General features: G+C 70.0%; 16 protein-coding genes. 7 read left to right on the forward strand and 9 right to left on the reverse strand.

The window, feature by feature from the left end; translation table 11 throughout:
* Positions 1-51: 51 nt before the first annotated feature.
* On the forward strand, positions 52-1,065 hold the full coding sequence (locus tag OG978_RS10465) for a COX15/CtaA family protein (RefSeq protein ID WP_326764935.1): 1,014 nt from the start codon (positions 52-54) through the stop codon (positions 1,063-1,065).
* A 91-nt stretch (positions 1,066-1,156) separates the two neighbouring features.
* On the opposite strand, the gene OG978_RS10470 is transcribed toward OG978_RS10465, so the two are convergent.
* Both OG978_RS10470 and OG978_RS10475 read right to left on the reverse strand, forming a co-directional pair.
* Positions 1,157-1,513 (reverse strand): hypothetical protein, encoded by a 357-nt coding sequence (locus OG978_RS10470; protein WP_326764936.1) that lies wholly within the window; start codon positions 1,511-1,513, stop codon positions 1,157-1,159.
* Positions 1,514-1,623: 110 nt separating this feature from the next.
* Positions 1,624-2,577, reverse strand: coding sequence for a heme o synthase (locus tag OG978_RS10475; protein ID WP_326764937.1), 954 nt, complete (start codon positions 2,575-2,577; stop codon positions 1,624-1,626).
* A gap of 416 nt (positions 2,578-2,993) precedes the next feature.
* Here OG978_RS10475 and tkt point away from each other — a divergent pair, with 416 nt between their 5' ends.
* From tkt to OG978_RS10505, 6 genes are all read left to right on the forward strand, one after another.
* On the forward strand, positions 2,994-5,096 hold the full coding sequence (tkt, locus tag OG978_RS10480) for a transketolase (RefSeq protein ID WP_326764938.1): 2,103 nt from the start codon (positions 2,994-2,996) through the stop codon (positions 5,094-5,096).
* 34 nt (positions 5,097-5,130) lie between these two features.
* Positions 5,131-6,249: a transaldolase gene (tal, locus tag OG978_RS10485; protein WP_326764939.1), complete on the forward strand. Its 1,119-nt coding sequence runs from the start codon at positions 5,131-5,133 to the stop codon at positions 6,247-6,249.
* Between the two features lie 5 nt (positions 6,250-6,254).
* Positions 6,255-7,787, forward strand: a complete 1,533-nt coding sequence (gene zwf / locus OG978_RS10490; RefSeq protein WP_326764940.1) for a glucose-6-phosphate dehydrogenase — start codon at positions 6,255-6,257, stop codon at positions 7,785-7,787.
* Positions 7,784-8,797: a glucose-6-phosphate dehydrogenase assembly protein OpcA gene (opcA, locus tag OG978_RS10495; protein ID WP_326764941.1), complete on the forward strand. Its 1,014-nt coding sequence runs from the start codon at positions 7,784-7,786 to the stop codon at positions 8,795-8,797. The genes zwf and opcA overlap by 4 nt, the downstream gene beginning before the upstream one ends.
* Entirely contained in the window at positions 8,794-9,576 is a 783-nt protein-coding gene (gene pgl / locus OG978_RS10500; RefSeq protein ID WP_326764942.1) for a 6-phosphogluconolactonase, read from the forward strand. The genes opcA and pgl overlap by 4 nt, the downstream gene beginning before the upstream one ends.
* An 83-nt stretch (positions 9,577-9,659) precedes the next feature.
* Entirely contained in the window at positions 9,660-10,019 is a 360-nt protein-coding gene (locus OG978_RS10505; protein ID WP_326764943.1) for a VOC family protein, read from the forward strand.
* 6 nt (positions 10,020-10,025) lie between these two features.
* Here OG978_RS10505 and OG978_RS10510 read toward each other — a convergent pair whose 3' ends face one another.
* The 7 genes from OG978_RS10510 to OG978_RS10540 form a co-directional block, all read right to left on the reverse strand.
* Positions 10,026-11,606, reverse strand: coding sequence for a PH domain-containing protein (locus OG978_RS10510; protein ID WP_326764944.1), 1,581 nt, complete (start codon positions 11,604-11,606; stop codon positions 10,026-10,028).
* Positions 11,603-12,106 (reverse strand): PH domain-containing protein, encoded by a 504-nt coding sequence (locus tag OG978_RS10515; RefSeq protein ID WP_326764945.1) that lies wholly within the window; start codon positions 12,104-12,106, stop codon positions 11,603-11,605. Before OG978_RS10515 ends, OG978_RS10510 begins: the two co-directional genes overlap by 4 nt.
* Before the next feature lie 4 nt (positions 12,107-12,110).
* The gene (pgi, locus tag OG978_RS10520; RefSeq protein ID WP_326764946.1) at positions 12,111-13,763 is read right to left on the reverse strand and encodes a glucose-6-phosphate isomerase; all 1,653 of its coding nucleotides are present in this window, start codon (positions 13,761-13,763) and stop codon (positions 12,111-12,113) included.
* 187 nt (positions 13,764-13,950) lie between these two features.
* On the reverse strand, positions 13,951-14,286 hold the full coding sequence (locus OG978_RS10525) for an RNA polymerase-binding protein RbpA (protein ID WP_072483070.1): 336 nt from the start codon (positions 14,284-14,286) through the stop codon (positions 13,951-13,953).
* 109 nt (positions 14,287-14,395) lie between these two features.
* A complete protein-coding gene (gene secG, locus OG978_RS10530) occupies positions 14,396-14,632 on the reverse strand; it encodes a preprotein translocase subunit SecG (RefSeq protein ID WP_072483071.1) in 237 nt (78 codons plus the stop codon).
* A gap of 115 nt (positions 14,633-14,747) precedes the next feature.
* The gene (tpiA, locus tag OG978_RS10535) at positions 14,748-15,524 is read right to left on the reverse strand and encodes a triose-phosphate isomerase (protein WP_326764947.1); all 777 of its coding nucleotides are present in this window, start codon (positions 15,522-15,524) and stop codon (positions 14,748-14,750) included.
* Between the two features lie 6 nt (positions 15,525-15,530).
* The gene (locus OG978_RS10540; protein WP_326764948.1) at positions 15,531-16,742 is read right to left on the reverse strand and encodes a phosphoglycerate kinase; all 1,212 of its coding nucleotides are present in this window, start codon (positions 16,740-16,742) and stop codon (positions 15,531-15,533) included.
* Positions 16,743-16,758: the final 16 nt, after the last annotated feature.

Here is a 16,758-nt window from a genome sequence, read left to right on the forward strand (position 1 = left end):
TTCGGGGTAACTCGTCCCCCTCGTGAAAGCTTGCACAAGCCGCCGCCTACGATGGTGCGCGTGCCCAAGCTGACCCGAGCCGAAGTCGCTCAAGCCGCGCGGAACCCGCTCCTGTACATCGCCGAGCGATGGACCCCCTCCCCCCGTACGGTCCGCCGTGCGGCCATGTCGGCCGTCCTCATGACCGTACTCATCGTCGTGACCGGCGGCGCGGTGCGGCTGACCGGCTCCGGCCTCGGCTGCCCGACCTGGCCCAAGTGCACCGACGAGAGCCTCACGGCGACGAGCGAGATGGGCTTCCACGGCGCCATCGAGTTCGGCAACCGGATGCTGACGTACGTGCTGTGCGCGGCCGTCGGGTGGGCGATCATCGCCGCCCGGTCCGCCAAGCCCTGGCGGCGCAGTCTCACCCGGCTCGGCTGGGTGCAGTTCTGGATCGTCATGGGCAATGCCGTGCTCGGCGGGATCGTGGTGCTGGTCGGCCTCAACCCGTACACCGTCGCGGCGCACTTCCTGCTCTCCACGGCGCTGCTCACCGTCGCGATGGTGACCTGGCAACGGGTCAGCGAGGGCGACGAGGCGCCCCGGCCACTGGTCGGCAAGGCGGTGTCCCAGCTGACCTGGCTGCTCGCGGTCGCCGCGGGGCTGCTGATCGCGGTCGGCACGGTGGTCACGGGCGCCGGACGGCACGCGGGCGACTCCAGCGACGTGCACCGCATTCCGATCGACTGGAAGATGATCGCGCAGCTGCACGCCGACCTGGCCTGGGTCGTGGTGGCACTGACCGTCGCGCTCTGGTTCGTGCTGAAGGCCGTCGACGCGCCGGTCGGCCCGCTGCACCGCGCCCGTGATCTCTTCCTGGTACTGATGGCGCAGGGCGTGATCGGGTACGTGCAATATTTCACCGACACGCCGGAGATCCTGGTCGGTCTGCACATGCTGGGCTCGTGCCTGGTGTGGATCGCGGTCGTGCGGGTGTTGCTGTCGCTGCGTGAGCGCCCCGTGGCGGCGGCCGCGGTGCCCGGCCCCTCGGCCGAGCAGCCGGAGCCCGCAGTGGCGGGCTGACCGCGAGCAGCCTCTCCCCCTGTACGCCGATCGCCGGACGGGTTCCTTCTCGGAACCGTCCGGCGATCGGCGTATGGGGGGAACTGTTCGGTCAGGCCGCGTTGGCGGGGCCGCCGATCTGGATGCCGGCCATCCGCGTCCACTCGTACGGGCCGGTGCGGACCTTCGCGGCGAACTCCCCGTCGAAGGACTCGTGCATCGTGATCCCGGCCTTCCGCGTGGCACTCTCGGCGACCGCGTACGAAGGGGCGACCAGATCGCCCCAGTCGCCGTCCTCGCCCACGAGCACGATGCGGGTGCCCATCTGCCCGAGGTAGGCGAGCTGCCCCTCCGCACCGCCGTGCGCCTTGGAGAAGGCGCCGATCTGCTTGGCGAGCTTCGCCGCCCTGCGCTCCGCGCGGGCCGCCTGCTTGCCGCTCTCCACCTGGGTCTCTGCCGTCTCAGCCATGTCCATGATGCTACCGACGGGTAGAACAACGTGCGACGGGCGGGGTACGTGGCATGGGCCACGTACCCCGCCCGTCGGCAGGAATCGTCAGCAGGGATCGAGGAGCGGGACTACCTCAGGAAGGGGTCGACCGCCACGGCGACGAAGAGCAGCGAGACATAGGTGATGGACCAGTGGAACAGCCGCATCTCCTTGAGCTTCGCGCCGGTCACACCGGCCTTGGCCCGGTTCTGCAGGCCGTGCGCCTCCCAGAGCCAGAACCCGCCGGTCGCCAGCGCCACCGCCGTGTAGAACCAGCCGGTGTAGCCGAGCGGAGTCAGCAGCAGCGAGACGGCCACCATCACCCAGCTGTAGATGACGATCTGGCGGGCCACCACCTGGTTGGACGCGATGACCGGAAGCATCGGGACGCCGACCCGGGCGTAGTCCTCCTTCACCTTCATGGAGAGCGGCCAGTAGTGCGGCGGCGTCCAGAAGAAGATGACGGCGAAGAGAATCACCGCGGCCCAGGACATCGAATTCGTCACGGCCGACCAGCCGATGAGAACCGGCATGCAGCCCGCGATACCGCCCCAGACGATGTTCTGCGAGGTACGGCGCTTGAGCAGCATCGTGTAGACGACGACGTAGAACAGCAGCGCGCCGAGCGACAGCGCGGCCGAGAGCCAGTTCACCAGCAGGCCGAACCAGACCGTCGAGATCGCCGCGAGGGCGAACCCGAAGACCAGGCACTCACGCGGGCTCACCATGCCGGTGACCAGCGGGCGCTGCGACGTACGGTCCATCAGGGCGTCGATGTCGCGGTCGATGTACATGTTCAGCGCGTTGGCACCGCCCGCGGAGAGATATCCGCCGATGGTGGTGGTGAGAACGAGCCACAGGTCGGGGACACCCTGAGCGGCGAGGAACATCACCGGAACAGTGGTGATCAGCAACAGCTCGATGATCCGCGGCTTGGTCAGCGCCACGAATGCCTTGACACGGGCCCCGAACGGGCGATGGCCCCCTGGGCTGGGAGTCAAGGCGACCCCTGCGGGTCGGGACTCGACGGCCGTCACGCACACCCCTGACAGAGAAATCCCAGCAAGCTCCGGGCGTGAAGGCCCGGTAAAGACTTGCGCGAACCAGACCACTGTAGACGTTGGGGACAGGCCGCCCTTCGCGGGGGTGGGTCGTGTTGAAGCGGCGCGGAAGCGCGGGTCCGGCCCGTCGTGGTACGGCCCATGAGCAGGGTGTCCCGCTCATGGGAGCGGCACAGAAGTATGAGGACGCGCTCATAGGAGGGCCCATAAGTAAGGAGAAGCGCTCATCGGAGTGGCGCAGAAGTGAGCCGTCGCGCTCATACGGGAGGCGAACTCAGCGGGCCGCCTGCACCCTGGAAAGCAGCGGAAAATGCTTGTTCCGACGGGGGTAGGCTCGACAACGCCCGGTGCGGTCTCAGTCACCGGTTTACAACAGTGGAGAGGAGCCCTGACTCAGGGTGAGCACCAAGCCGACCACCACAGATCTCCAGTGGACCGAATTGGACCAGCGGGCCGTGGACACTGTCCGTGTCCTCGCAGCGGACGCCGTACAGAAGGTCGGAAACGGCCACCCTGGTACGGCCATGAGCCTCGCTCCCGCCGCGTACACCCTCTTCCAGAAGGTGATGCGCCACGACCCCGCCGACGCGGATTGGGCCGGGCGCGACCGGTTCGTGCTCTCGGCCGGTCACACCAGCCTGACCCTCTACATCCAGCTCTACCTGGCCGGGTACGGCCTGGAGCTCGATGACCTCAAGGCCTTCCGCACCTGGGGCTCGAAGACCCCTGGTCACCCGGAGTACGGCCACACCACCGGCGTCGAGACGACCACGGGCCCGCTGGGCCAGGGTGTCGCCAACGCCGTGGGCATGGCGATGGCCGCCCGCTACGAGCGCGGCCTCTTCGACCCGGAGGCGGCCCCCGGCACCTCCCCCTTCGACCACATGGTCTGGGTCGTCGCCGGTGACGGCTGCCTCCAGGAGGGCATCTCCGCGGAGGCGTCCTCGCTGGCCGGGCACCAGAAGCTCGGCAACCTGGTCCTGCTGTGGGACGACAACCACATCTCCATCGAGGGCGACACGGAGACCGCGGTCTCCGAGGACACCCTGAAGCGTTACGAGGCGTACGGCTGGCACGTCCAGCGCGTCGACCAGCTGCCGAGCGGCGACCTGGACCCGGCGGGTCTGTACCGGGCGCTGCAGGCCGCCAAGGCCGAGACCGAGCGCCCGTCGTTCATCGCGGCCCGCTCGATCATCGCCTGGCCCGCGCCGCACGCCCAGAACACCGAGGCCTCGCACGGCTCGGCGCTCGGTGCCGAAGAGGTCGCCGCCACGAAGAAGGTCCTCGGCTTCGACCCGGAGAAGACCTTCGAGGTCGCCGACGAGGTCATCGCCCACACCCGTGAGGCGCTGGACCGCGGCCGCGAGGCCAAGGGCGAGTGGGAGAAGAGCCTCGCCGCGTGGCGCACCGCCAACCCGGAGCGCGCCGCCGAGTTCGACCGGATCTCCGCCGGCGAGCTGCCCGCGGGCTGGGAGGACAAGCTTCCGATCTTCGAGCCGGGCAAGGGTGTCGCCACCCGTGCCGCCTCCGGCAAGGTGCTCCAGGCACTCGGCGAGATCATCCCCGAGCTGTGGGGCGGCTCCGCCGACCTCGCGGGCTCGAACAACACCACGATCGACAAGACGTCGTCGTTCCTCCCGGTCGGCAACCCGCTGCCGGGCGCGGACCCGTACGGCCGCACGATCCACTTCGGCATCCGCGAGCACGCCATGGCCGCCGCCATGAACGGCATCGCGCTGCACGGCAACACCCGTATCTACGGCGGCACCTTCCTGGTGTTCTCCGACTACATGCGCAACGCCGTGCGCCTGTCCGCGCTGATGCACCTGCCGGTGACGTACGTGTGGACGCACGACTCGATCGGTCTCGGCGAGGACGGCCCGACCCACCAGCCGGTGGAGCACCTGGCCTCGCTGCGCGCCATCCCGGGCCTGAACATCGTCCGCCCGGCCGACGCCAACGAGACCTCCATCGCCTGGCGCGAGATCCTGCGCCGCTACACCAAGGTGTTCGGCAAGGGTGCCCCGCACGGTCTGGCGCTGACCCGCCAGGGCGTTCCGACGTACGAGGCGAACGAGGACGCGGCCAAGGGCGGCTACGTGCTCTTCGAGGCCGAAAGGCCCGACGGGCAGAGCGCAGAGCCGCAGGTGCTGCTGATCGGCACCGGCTCCGAGGTGCACCTCGCGGTCGAGGCGCGCGAGGAGCTGCAGGCGGCCGGCATCCCGACCCGGGTGGTCTCGATGCCGTCGGTCGAGTGGTTCGAGGAGCAGGACCAGGCGTACAAGGACAGCGTTCTGCCGCCGTCCGTGAAGGCGCGCGTCGCGGTCGAGGCCGGCATCGGTCTGACCTGGTACCGCTACGTCGGTGACGCCGGCCGGATCGTCTCGCTGGAGCACTTCGGTGCCTCGGCCGACGCCAAGGTCCTCTTCCGCGAGTTCGGCTTCACCGGCGAGCACGTCGCCGCCGCCGCGCGGGAATCTCTCGCCGCAGCCACGCGCTGACGCCGTTATACGACTAGTAGGAGATGCATTTCTCATGACAGACGCACTCAAGCGCCTCTCCGACGAGGGCGTGGCGATCTGGCTCGATGACCTGTCGCGCAAGCGGATCACCTCGGGCAACCTCGCCGAGCTGATCGACCAGCAGCACGTCGTGGGCGTCACCACCAACCCGTCGATCTTCCAGAAGGCGATCTCGCACGGCGACGGTTACGAGCAGCAGCTCACCGACCTCGCCACCCGCAAGGTCACCGTCGACGAGGCCATCCGCATGATCACGACGGCCGACGTACGGGACGCGGCGGACATCCTGCGTCCGGTCTTCGACGCCACGGACGGCCAGGACGGCCGGGTCTCCATCGAGGTCGACCCGCGTCTGGCCCATCACACCGCGGCCACCGTCGCCGAGGCCAAGCAGCTGGCCTGGCTGGTGGACCGGCCCAACACGCTCATCAAGATCCCGGCGACGAAGGCCGGTCTTCCGGCGATCACCGAGGTCATCGGCAAGGGCATCAGCGTCAACGTCACGCTGATCTTCTCGCTGGAGCGCTACCGCGAGGTCATGGACGCCTACCTGGCGGGCCTGGAGAAGGCGAAGGCCACGGGCCTGGACCTCTCCAAGATCCACTCGGTGGCCTCGTTCTTCGTGTCCCGTGTGGACACCGAGATCGACAAGCGGCTCGACGCCCTCGGCACCGACGAGGCCAAGGCCCTCAAGGGCAAGGCGGCGCTCGCCAACGCCCGGCTCGCCTACCAGGCGTACGAGGAGGTCTTCTCCTCGGAGCGCTGGACCGCCCTCGACAAGGCGCAGGCCAACAAGCAGCGTCCGCTGTGGGCCTCGACCGGCGTCAAGGACCCCGCGTACAAGGACACCCTGTACGTGGACGACCTGGTCGCCCCCGGCACGGTGAACACCATGCCCGAGGCCACCCTGGACGCCACGGCCGACCACGGGCAGATCACGGGCGACACCATCACCGGCACCTACGAGCAGTCCCGCGCCGAGCTCGACGCCGTGGCGAAGCTCGGGATCTCCTACGACGACGTCGTCCAGCTCCTGGAGGACGAGGGCGTCGAGAAGTTCGAGGCGGCCTGGATCGACCTGCTCAACTCGACCGAGGCGGAGCTCAAGCGCCTCGCCCCTTCGGAGGGCTGACCACCTTGTCTGGTGTTCCCGGAGCCAACCCGCTTCGTGACCCCCAGGACCGACGGCTCCCGCGCATCGCGGGGCCGTCGGGTCTGGTGATCTTCGGGGTCACGGGCGATTTGTCCCGTAAGAAGCTGATGCCCGCCGTCTACGACCTGGCCAACCGCGGCCTGTTGCCGCCGGGCTTCTCCCTCATCGGTTTCGCGCGCCGCGAGTGGCAGGACGAGGACTTCGCACAGGAGGTCCACGACGCCGTCAAGCAGCACGCCCGTACGCCGTTCCGCGAAGAGGTCTGGCAGCAGCTCATCCAGGGGATGCGCTTCGTCCAGGGCAACTTCGACGACGACGATGCCTTCGAGCAGCTGAAGAACACGATCCAGGAGCTCGACAAGGCGCAGGGCACGGGCGGCAACTTCGCCTTCTACCTGTCCGTGCCGCCGAAGTTCTTCCCCAAGGTCGTCCAGCAGCTCAAGAAGCACGGGCTCGCCGACCAGAAGGAGGGCTCCTGGCGGCGTGCCGTCATCGAGAAGCCCTTCGGCCACGACCTGAAGAGCGCTCAGGAGCTCAACCAGATCGTGCACGACGTGTTCCCGCCCAACGAGGTCTTCCGGATCGACCACTACCTGGGCAAGGAGACGGTCCAGAACATCCTGGCGCTGCGGTTCGCCAACACGATGTTCGAGCCGATCTGGAACAGGTCGTACGTCGACCACGTCCAGATCACGATGGCCGAGGACATCGGCATCGGTGGCCGGGCCGGCTACTACGACGGCATCGGCGCCGCCCGTGACGTCATCCAGAACCACCTGCTCCAGCTGCTGGCGCTGACCGCGATGGAGGAGCCCGGCTCCTTCCACCCGAAGGCCCTGGTCGCCGAGAAGCTCAAGGTGCTCACGGCGGTGGAACTGCCGGATGACCTGGGCAAGCACACCGTGCGCGCCCAGTACGTGCACGCGTGGCAGGGCGGCGAGGAGGTCCCCGGCTACCTCGACGAGGACGGCATCGACCCCAAGTCGAAGACCGACACCTACGCCGCGATCAAGCTGACGATCAACAACCGCCGCTGGGCGGGCGTGCCGTTCTACCTCCGTACCGGAAAGCGGCTCGGCCGCCGGGTCACGGAGATCGCGGTCGTCTTCAAGCGGGCCCCGTATCTGCCCTTCGAGTCCGGCGCCACCGAGGAGCTGGGCGGCAACGCCCTGGTCATCCGGGTCCAGCCGGACGAGGGCGTGACCGTGCGGTTCGGCTCCAAGGTGCCCGGCACCTCGATGGAGGTCCGGGACGTCACGATGGACTTCGCATACGGCGAGTCCTTCACGGAGTCCAGCCCGGAGGCCTACGAGCGGCTCATCCTCGATGTGCTGCTCGGCGACGCCAACCTCTTCCCCCGGCACCAGGAGGTCGAGCTCTCCTGGAACATCCTCGACCCGATCGAGGAGTACTGGGACAAGCACGGCAAGCCCGCACAGTACCCGGCGGGCACCTGGGGTCCGGCCGAGGCCGACGAGATGCTCGCACGAGACGGACGGAGCTGGCGCCGGCCATGAAGATCGATCTCACGGAGACCACTTCCAGCAAGATCAACCAGGCGCTGATCTCGGCCCGCCGTGCCATCGGCACCCCGGCCATCGGCATGGTGCTCACCCTGGTCATCGTCACCGACGAGGAGAACGCGTACGACGCGCTCAAGTCGGCCGGTGACGCCTCGCGCGAGCATCCCTCGCGGATCATCGCGGTGATCAAGCGGGTCAGCCGCTCGCCGCGCAGCCGCCGGGACGCCCGGCTCGACGCCGAGGTGCGGGTCGGTTCCGACGCGGGCACCGGCGAGACGGTCGTACTGCGTCTCCACGGCGAGCTGGTCAACCACGCCCAGTCGGTGGTCCTGCCGCTGCTGCTGCCGGACGCCCCGGTCGTGGTCTGGTGGCCCGAGGACGCACCCGCGGACCCGGCGAAGGACCCGCTGGGCGCGCTCGCCCAGCGCCGGATCACGGACGCGTACTCGGCGGAGGACCCGAGCAAGGAGCTGGCGGCGCGAGCCGACTCGTACACCCCGGGCGACACCGATCTGGCCTGGGCCCGCATCACGCCGTGGCGCTCGATGCTGGCGGCCGCGCTCGACCAGCAGCACGTCGAGGTCGTCTCGGCGACGGTCGAGGGCGAGTCGGAGAACCCGAGCTGCGAGCTGCTCGCCATGTGGCTCGCGGACCGGCTCAAGGTGCCGGTGGAGCGCACCGTCTCCGGCGGCCCCGGTCTGACGGCCGTGCGGATGGAGACCAAGAGCGGCGTCATCGTCCTGGACCGTCCCGACGGTTCGCTGGCCACGCTCTCGATGCAGGGCCAGCCGGACCGCGCGGTGGCGCTCAAGCGGCGGGACACCGCCGAGCTGCTCGCCGAGGAGCTGCGCCGCCTGGACCCGGACAACACCTACGAGGCGACGGTGAAGTTCGGCGTGGCGAAGCTCGGCGGACCTGCGGAGCCGAAGCCGGCCGAGCCCGCGGCGGCCGCCGCCCCGGCCGCCGCGAAGAAGACCGCGGCCAAGAAGGCGGCGTCGAAGTGAGTGCCCCTCAACTTGTCGTGCACCGCGACAAGGAGCTGATGGCGCAGGCCGCCGCGGCCCGGCTGATCACGAGGATCGTGGACGCCCAGGCCGCGCGCGGCTACGCCTCGGTGGTCCTCACCGGCGGGCGCAACGGCAACGGCCTGCTGGCCGCGCTCGCCGGCGCGCCCGCCAGGGACGCGATCGACTGGTCGCGGCTCGATCTGTGGTGGGGCGACGAGCGGTTCCTGCCGGAGGGCGATCCGGAGCGCAATGTCACGCAGGCCCGCGAGGCCCTGCTGGACTCGGTGGAGCTTGACCCGTCCCGGGTGCACGCGATGCCCGCTTCGGACGGCCCGTTCGGCGGCGACGCCGACGCGGCGGCGGCCTCGTACGCCGAGGAACTGGCCGCCGCGGCCGGTCCCGAGGACCACGGTCCGGTGCCGACCTTCGACGTGCTGTTGCTGGGCGTCGGCCCGGACACGCATGTCGCGTCGCTCTTCCCGGAGCTGCCCGCGGTACGGGAGACCGAGCGCACGGTCGTCGGTGTGCACGGCGCCCCCAAGCCGCCGCCCACCCGCATCTCGCTCACGCTGCCCGCGATCCGGGCGGCGCGCGAGGTGTGGCTGCTCGCCGCCGGCGAGGACAAGGCGGAGGCCGCGGAGATCGCGCTCTCGGGCGCCGGGGAGATCCAGGCCCCGGCTGCCGGTGCGTACGGACGCAGCCGCACCCTGTGGCTGATGGACGCGGCGGCGGCCTCCCGGCTGCCGCGCGCGCTGTATCCGCCGGCATCTCCCTGACGGGCCGTCAGTACGGTTGCGCACGGGCCCGGTTCGCTCCTCGGAGCGGCCGGGCCCGTCGCGTGGAAGGCGTGACTCGGGCCATGGTGCGTATCGGAACCGTGGTGATGGGTGCGTCGGACGTACGGCGTGCGGCGGCGTTCCGGAAGGCGGCGCTCGGCTACGTGGAGCGCGAGGCGCCGAAGGACGACTGGGTGGTACTGGTCCCGGCCGAGGGGACCGGCGCCGGGCTGGCCCTGGGCCGCAGCGGTACGCCGGTGCAGGAGGTCCCCCGGGTCCACCTCGATCTGTACACCGAGGAGCAGGACGCCGAGGTGGACCGGCTGATCGCGCTCGGCGCGGTGCGGGTCGACCGGGAGCTGTACCCGGACGACCCGGACTTCGTGGTGCTGGCGGACCCCGAGGGCAACAGGTTCTGCGTCATCGACACGACGCACAGCTGACCGGGGTCACGCGGTGGGCGGGACGCGCTCCAGGAAGGGTTCCAGCAGGCCGGGCACGGCCTCGGAGGCGAAGTCGAGGCCCTCGCCCGTGTCCGTGTCGTACGCCGTGTACGCGCCCGCTCCGGCGGCCGTCGTCGCGGTGACGCTCAGCACCCCGGCCCGCCGCTGGAAGTACGTCTGCCGGACCGTCCAGCCGATGACTCCGGCCCGCTCCAGCGCGGCGGTCGAGCGCCGGACGCTGCCGGACCTCACCACCAGGTAGTCGCCGCTGATGGCGTGTCCCAGGCCGCGGTACGCGTCCAGGGCCAGGAGCACCCCGGCCGGCAGCCCCACGACGGCCCAGGCGAGCGCGATCCAGAGCAGGACGGGTGTCAGCAGCACACCCAGGAGCACCAGGACGGACACCGGGGCCACGACGGCCCAGAACGCCCGGCGCAGCCTGCGGCCGCGGGCCGCGAGGGGGTGCCCGGTCAGCGGGGCGCCGGTCGGGGACGTGATCTCGCGCAGGACGTCGGCGGCCACCGCGTCGGCGACCGGCCTGGGCGCGGCGGGCAGCAGGGTGTTGTGGTCGCCGTGCTGTTCCTCGTCGTCCTTGGCGAGTCCGGTGGTGATCGCGTCGACCCGGGCGGCGCCGAAGGTACGGATGCCGAGCGGTTCGACGAGCTCGACCCCGCGCAGCCGCCGCTCCTCGATGGAGACGGACCGGGAGGTCAGCAGTCCGCGCCGGATGCGCAGCGTCCCGCCGGGTTCGCGCTCCAGCCGGTAGTTCCACCACATCTCGACCCACAGGCCGAGCGCGCCGACGACACCGGCGAGCACCGCGGCGAGGGCGAGGATCACGATCATGGCGGGCAGCGAGGTGTCCCGGAACCGGTCGCCGATCCACTCGATCACCTGCCCCTGCGCCCCGAACCAGTCACTGACCTGCATCACCGCGCCGGCCGCAGCACCGCCGAGCGCGGGGGCGACGAAGGAGACCGGTGCGTAGCGGATCCAGCGCGGGTCGAGGGCGGCGAGCTCGCCCTCGCAATGGGTGCCCGGGGTCCCGGTGGCCGTGCGCTCCAGCAGTTCGCGGCGGAGCCGTTCGCCCTCGGACCTGGGGACCGGGTCGAGTTCCAGCGTGGAGTCGTTGCCGGAGTGCTCGCCGGTGCCGATGCGGACGGTGACCAGTCCGAGTGCCCGTTGCAGCGGATGGGCGGTGAGGTCGACGCTGCGGATGCGTTCCCGGGCCAGTGAGCGCTTCTTGACCAGGAACAGCCCGGTGTGGAGCTCGACCCGTTCGGCGCCGATGCGGTAGCGGGTGCGGCGCCACCGTACGTGGTCGCCGACCGCCGCGGAGCCGATCAGCAGGATCGAGCCGGCGAGGACCCAGGCGACCGCGGACCCGAAGCCGAAGCGTCCGGACAGGCCGAGCGTGGTGGGCACGGCCGCACCGGCCGCCACCCCGGCCGTGACGAGGGCGCTGACGAGGACCGTGCGCCGGTCCAGCCGCCGCCAGTCGACGGCGGTGGCCGTGCCGGGGCCCGGGGCCCGGCTCCGGCCGTCCCCGGCATCCGGGGAGGAGGAGAGCGCCGCCCCGGAGCTCATGTGGCGTCCCCGGGGGTGGACTGGGTGATCCGGGTCAGCCGCTCGGCCAGCCCGGCCGCCGTTTCGTGGTCGAGGCCCTCGATCCGTACCGCGCCCCTGGCCGACGCGGTGGTCACCGTGACCGTGGCGAGCCGGTAGAGCTGTTCGAGCGGTCCGCGCACGGTGTCCACGGTCTGGATCCGGGACATCGGGGCGATCCGCCACTCCTGCCGGAAGACCCCGGTCCTGACGTACACCGCTTCGTCGGTGACCTCCCAGCGGTGGGTGCGGAACCACCAGGCGGGGAGGAGGACGGCGCAGCCGATGCCGAGGACCGCGAGGATCGCGGCGGGCAGCAGCAGCCAGAACCGGGCGGGCCCGATGAGCACGCCCAGCACGGCCAGGACGGCCACGGGGGCGGCGGTCAGCAGCAGCCACTGGGCCCGCCACCACCCCACGGCCCTCGGATCCAGCGTGTTGTTCGGCGGCCGCAGCCGCACCGTCCCCTCCCCCGCGGTCATCGGCTCAGCGTCCCCGGCGGGCGCGGTACGCCTCGACGAGCGCGGCGGTCGAGCTGTCCAGCTGCTCGCCCCCCTTGCCCTCGGTGAGCACCGGCTCGATCTTCTTGGCGAGGACCTTGCCGAGTTCGACGCCCCACTGGTCGAATGAGTCGATGTTCCAGACGGCGCCCTGGACGAAGACCTTGTGCTCGTACAGCGCGATCAGCTGGCCGAGGACGGACGGAGTCAGCCGGTCGGCGAGGATCGTCGTGGTCGGGTGGTTGCCCCGGAAGGTCTTGTGCGGCACCAGTTCCTCGGCGACGCCCTCGGCACGGACCTCGTCCGGCGTCTTGCCGAAGGCCAGCGCCTGGGTCTGGGCGAAGAAGTTGGCCATCAGCAGATCGTGCTGGGCGACCAGGCCGGGCAGCAGGTCGGCGACCGGCTCGGCGAAGCCGATGAAGTCGGCCGGGATGACCTTGGTGCCCTGGTGGATCAGCTGGTAGTAGGCGTGCTGTCCGTTGGTGCCGGGGGTGCCCCAGACGACCGGTCCGGTCTGCCAGTCGACCGGATTGCCGTCCCGGTCCACGGACTTGCCGTTGGACTCCATGTCCAGCTGCTGCAAGTACGCGGTGAACTTGGACAGATAGTGGCTGTACGGCAGTACCGCGTGCGACTGGGCGTCGAAGAACGCGCCGTACCAGACGCCCAACAGGCCCAGCAGCAGCGGGACGTTCTCCTCGGCGGGGGCCGTGCGGAAGTGCTCGTCGACGAGGTGGAAGCCGTCGAGCATCTCGCGGAACCGGTCCGGGCCGATGGCGATCATCAGCGAGAGGCCGATGGCGGAGTCGTACGAGTAGCGGCCGCCGACCCAGTCCCAGAACTCGAACATGTTCGCGGTGTCGATGCCGAAGTCCGCGACCTTCTCGGCGTTCGTGGACAGCGCCACGAAGTGCTTGGCCACCGCGTCCTGACCGGCGTTCAGACCGGTCAGCAGCCAGTTGCGGGCGGAGGTGGCGTTGGTGATGGTCTCGATCGTGGTGAAGGTCTTCGACGCGATGACGAAGAGCGTCTCGGCCGGGTCGAGATCGCGCACCGCCTCGTGGAGGTCGGCGCCGTCGACGTTCGACACGAAGCGGACGGTCAGTTCGCGGTCCGTGAAGGAACGCAGCACCTCGTACGCCATGGCGGGGCCGAGGTCGGAACCGCCGATGCCGATGTTGACGACGTTCTTGATGCGCCTGCCGGTGTGGCCGGTCCACTCCCCCGACCTGATGCGGTCGGAGAACGCCGCCATCCGGTCGAGCACGGCGTGCACACCCGGCACCACGTTCTCGCCGTCGACCTCGATCACCGCGTCGCGCGGGGCACGCAGCGCGGTGTGCAGGACGGCGCGGTCCTCGGTGGTGTTGATCTTCTCGCCGCGGAACATCGCGTCCCGCAGCCCGGCCACCCCGGTGGCCGCGGCGAGCTCGCGCAGCAGCCGCAGCGTCTCGTCGGTGACCAGGTGCTTGGAGTAGTCGACGTACAGATCGCCGACCCTGAGGGTGTATCCGGTGCCGCGCTGCGGATCGTCCGCGAAGAGCCGGCGCAGATGTGTCGCTCCGAACTGCTCGCGGTGCTTGCCCAGAGCGGTCCACTCGGGCGTCTGGTTGAGCCTGGTTCGGCTTTGTGTATTCATCCCGGATATCAGCCCAATTCTTCTCGTACCTGCAGATGCCCCGCTGCACCTCCAACCTAATTGATCAGAAGGGCCGACGAGGCAATGGAGACCTGCGGCACGGCCAGGGTCTGGCCGACCCTGATCCGTCGGACAGACCCTGAAGCAGTCCGGCCGGACACCCTGTGGGTGCCCGGCCGGTGAACTTCTAGATTTCGCCCCGGAGTTTCGCCAGGGCCTCGGCGAGGATGGCCTCGCCGTCCGCGTCGCTGCGCCGCTCCCGTACGTACGCGAGGTGCGTCTTGTACGGCTCGGTGCGCGGCGGGTCCGGCGGGCTGTCCCGGTCCTGGCCGGCCGGGAAGCCGCAGCGCGGGCAGTCCCAAGTCTCCGGTACCTGCGCGTCACTGGCGAAGCTCGGCTGCGTCTCGTGCCCGTTCGAGCACCAGAAGGAGATGCGGAGACGCGGCGCGGACTCGCCGCGCTCGGCCTCCCCCATCGGCCCCGCTCCGACCCGGCTTCCCCGGATCGCGTTGCCACTTGCCACGGTCGTAACTCCCTGCGTGATGGTGCTCGAAGATGCCCCAGTCTACGTAAGGCCCAACGCGCGTCCAGTGAAAGGAGTTACACCGTCACCGGGAATCGCGTACGACGGGTCAGTTGTCCAGCTTGATCAGCAGACCAAGCACAACAATGCATGCGAACCATCCCAGACCGACGACCACGGTGATCCGGTCGAGGTTCCGCTCGGCGACCGAGGAGCCGCCGACCGACGACTGCATGCCGCCACCGAACATGTCGGAGAGGCCGCCGCCCTTTCCCTTGTGCATCAGCACCAGCAGCATCAGCAGCAGGCTGAAGACGATCAGGGCGATCTCGAACGCCAAAATCACGGCTGGTCCCTACTTTCCGGAATTCCTCTGGACTGCATATGCGAACAACGGGGGCCGGGAGGCTACACCCTCCACGGCCCCCGCAAGGGTACGACGGATCCGCGCTACCGCATACTCACTGGTCGCGGAAGCGGACGATCTTGACGAACTCGTCGGCGTCCAGCGCGGCGCCACCGATCAGCGCACCGTCCACGTCGGGCTGCGCCATGATCGCGGCGACATTGCCGGCCTTCACCGAGCCGCCGTACTGGATGCGGACCGCGTCGGCCAGCTCCTGCGAGTACAGCTCGGCCAGCCGGCCGCGGATCGCGCCGCAGACCTCCTGGGCGTCCTCGGGGGTGGCGACCTCGCCGGTGCCGATGGCCCAGACCGGCTCGTACGCGATCACGATGGACTCGGCCTGCTCGGCCGGGACGTCCTTCAGACCGCCGTCGAGCTGCGCGAGCGTGTAGGAGACCTGGTCACCGGCCTTGCGGACCTCCAGGCCCTCGCCGACGCAGAGGATCGGGGTCAGGCCGTGCTTGTACGCGGCCTTCACCTTGGCGTTGCAGATCTCGTCGGTCTCGCCGTGGTACTGGCGGCGCTCGCTGTGGCCGACGGCGACATAGGTGCACCGCAGCTTGGCGAGCATGGGGCCGGAGATCTCACCGGTGTACGCGCCGGAGTCGTGCGCCGAGACGTCCTGGGCGCCGTACTTGATCTTCAGCTTGTCGCCCTCGACCAGGGTCTGCACGGAGCGCAGGTCGGTGAAGGGCGGCAGGACGGCGACCTCGACGGCGTCGTAGTCCTTGTCGGTGAGCGCGAAGCCGAGCTTCTGGGTGTGTGCGATGGCCTCGAGGTGGTTGAGGTTCATCTTCCAGTTGCCCGCCATCAGCGGGGTACGAGTGGTCATGAAAGGTCAGTCCTCCAGTGCGGCGAGGCCGGGAAGCGTCTTGCCCTCGAGGTATTCGAGACTGGCACCGCCACCGGTCGAGATGTGTCCGAACGCGTTCTCGTCGAAGCCCAGGGTGCGGACGGCCGCGGCGGAGTCGCCACCGCCGACGACACTGAAGCCCGAGGAGTCGACGAGGGCCTGGGCGACGGCCCGGGTGCCCTCGGCGTAGTCGGGGTGCTCGAAGACGCCCATCGGGCCGTTCCAGAAGACGGTGGCGGCGTCGGCGAGCTTCGATGCGTAGAGCTTGTTGGTCTCCGGACCGTTGTCCAGCCCCATCTGGCCGGCCGGCATGGCGTCGGCGGCGACGGTGGTGGGGTGGGCCGGGGCCTTGGTCTTGAGGTCGGGGAACGCCGGGGCGACCACGACGTCGACGGGGAGCACGAACTCCACGCCCTTGTCCTCGGCACGCTTGAGGTACTCCAGCACCGCCGGGATCTGGTCCTCCTGGAGCAGCGAGCTGCCGACCTCGTGGCCCTGGGCCTTGAGGAAGGTGTACGCCATGCCGCCGCCGATCAGGATGCGGTCGGCGCGCTCCAGGAGGTGGTCGATGACGCCGAGCTTGTCGGAGACCTTGGAGCCGCCGAGAACCACGGCGTACGGACGCTCGACGTTCTCGGTGAGCTTCTTCAGGACGCCGACCTCGGTGGCGATCAGGTCACCGGCGGCGTGCGGCAGCCGGGCCGGGAGGTCGAAGACCGAGGCGTGCTTGCGGTGAACGGCTCCGAAGCCGTCGCCCACGTACAGGTCGGCGAGCTCGGCGAGCTGGTCGGCGAACGCGCCGCGCTCGGCGTCGTCCTTGGACGTCTCGCCGGGGTTGAAGCGGAGGTTCTCCAGGACGGCGACCCGGCCGTCGGTGAGCCCGGCGACCGTGGCGCGGGCGGACTCGCCGACCGTGTCGGTCGCGAAGGCCACGTCGGCGCCGATGAGTTCACCGAGGCGGGCGGCGGCGGGCGCCAGGGAGAAGGCGGGATCCGGAGCGCCCTTGGGGCGGCCCAGGTGCGAGGCGACGACGACCCGTGCACCGGCCGCGACTAGCTTCTCCACGGTCGGCTGGACGGCGCGGATCCGGCCGTCGTCGGTGATGGTGGTGCCGCTCAGCGGCACGTTGAGGTCGGCGCGGACGAATACGCGCTTGCCGGTGACCCCTTCGGCGATCAGTTCGTCGATCGTCTTCATCTTGCTGGACTCCTTG

The sequence above is a fragment of the Streptomyces sp. NBC_01591 genome, from assembly GCF_035918155.1.
In the GTDB taxonomy this organism is placed as follows: domain Bacteria; phylum Actinomycetota; class Actinomycetes; order Streptomycetales; family Streptomycetaceae; genus Streptomyces.

Bases quoted from the DNA above. Each gene is read 5' to 3' on its own strand.
- OG978_RS10465 (WP_326764935.1), top strand. From the start codon at position 52: ATGGTGCGCGTGCCCAAGCTGACCCGAGCCGAAGTCGCTCAAGCCGCG.
- OG978_RS10470 (WP_326764936.1), bottom strand. From the start codon at position 1,513: ATGGCTGAGACGGCAGAGACCCAGGTGGAGAGCGGCAAGCAGGCGGCC.
- tal (WP_326764939.1), top strand. From the start codon at position 5,131: ATGACAGACGCACTCAAGCGCCTCTCCGACGAGGGCGTGGCGATCTGG.
- opcA (WP_326764941.1), top strand. From the start codon at position 7,784: ATGAAGATCGATCTCACGGAGACCACTTCCAGCAAGATCAACCAGGCG.
- OG978_RS10505 (WP_326764943.1), top strand. From the start codon at position 9,660: ATGGTGCGTATCGGAACCGTGGTGATGGGTGCGTCGGACGTACGGCGT.
- OG978_RS10510 (WP_326764944.1), bottom strand. From the start codon at position 11,606: ATGAGCTCCGGGGCGGCGCTCTCCTCCTCCCCGGATGCCGGGGACGGC.
- OG978_RS10515 (WP_326764945.1), bottom strand. From the start codon at position 12,106: ATGACCGCGGGGGAGGGGACGGTGCGGCTGCGGCCGCCGAACAACACG.
- pgi (WP_326764946.1), bottom strand. From the start codon at position 13,763: ATGAATACACAAAGCCGAACCAGGCTCAACCAGACGCCCGAGTGGACC.
- tpiA (WP_326764947.1), bottom strand. From the start codon at position 15,524: ATGACCACTCGTACCCCGCTGATGGCGGGCAACTGGAAGATGAACCTC.
- OG978_RS10540 (WP_326764948.1), bottom strand. From the start codon at position 16,742: ATGAAGACGATCGACGAACTGATCGCCGAAGGGGTCACCGGCAAGCGC.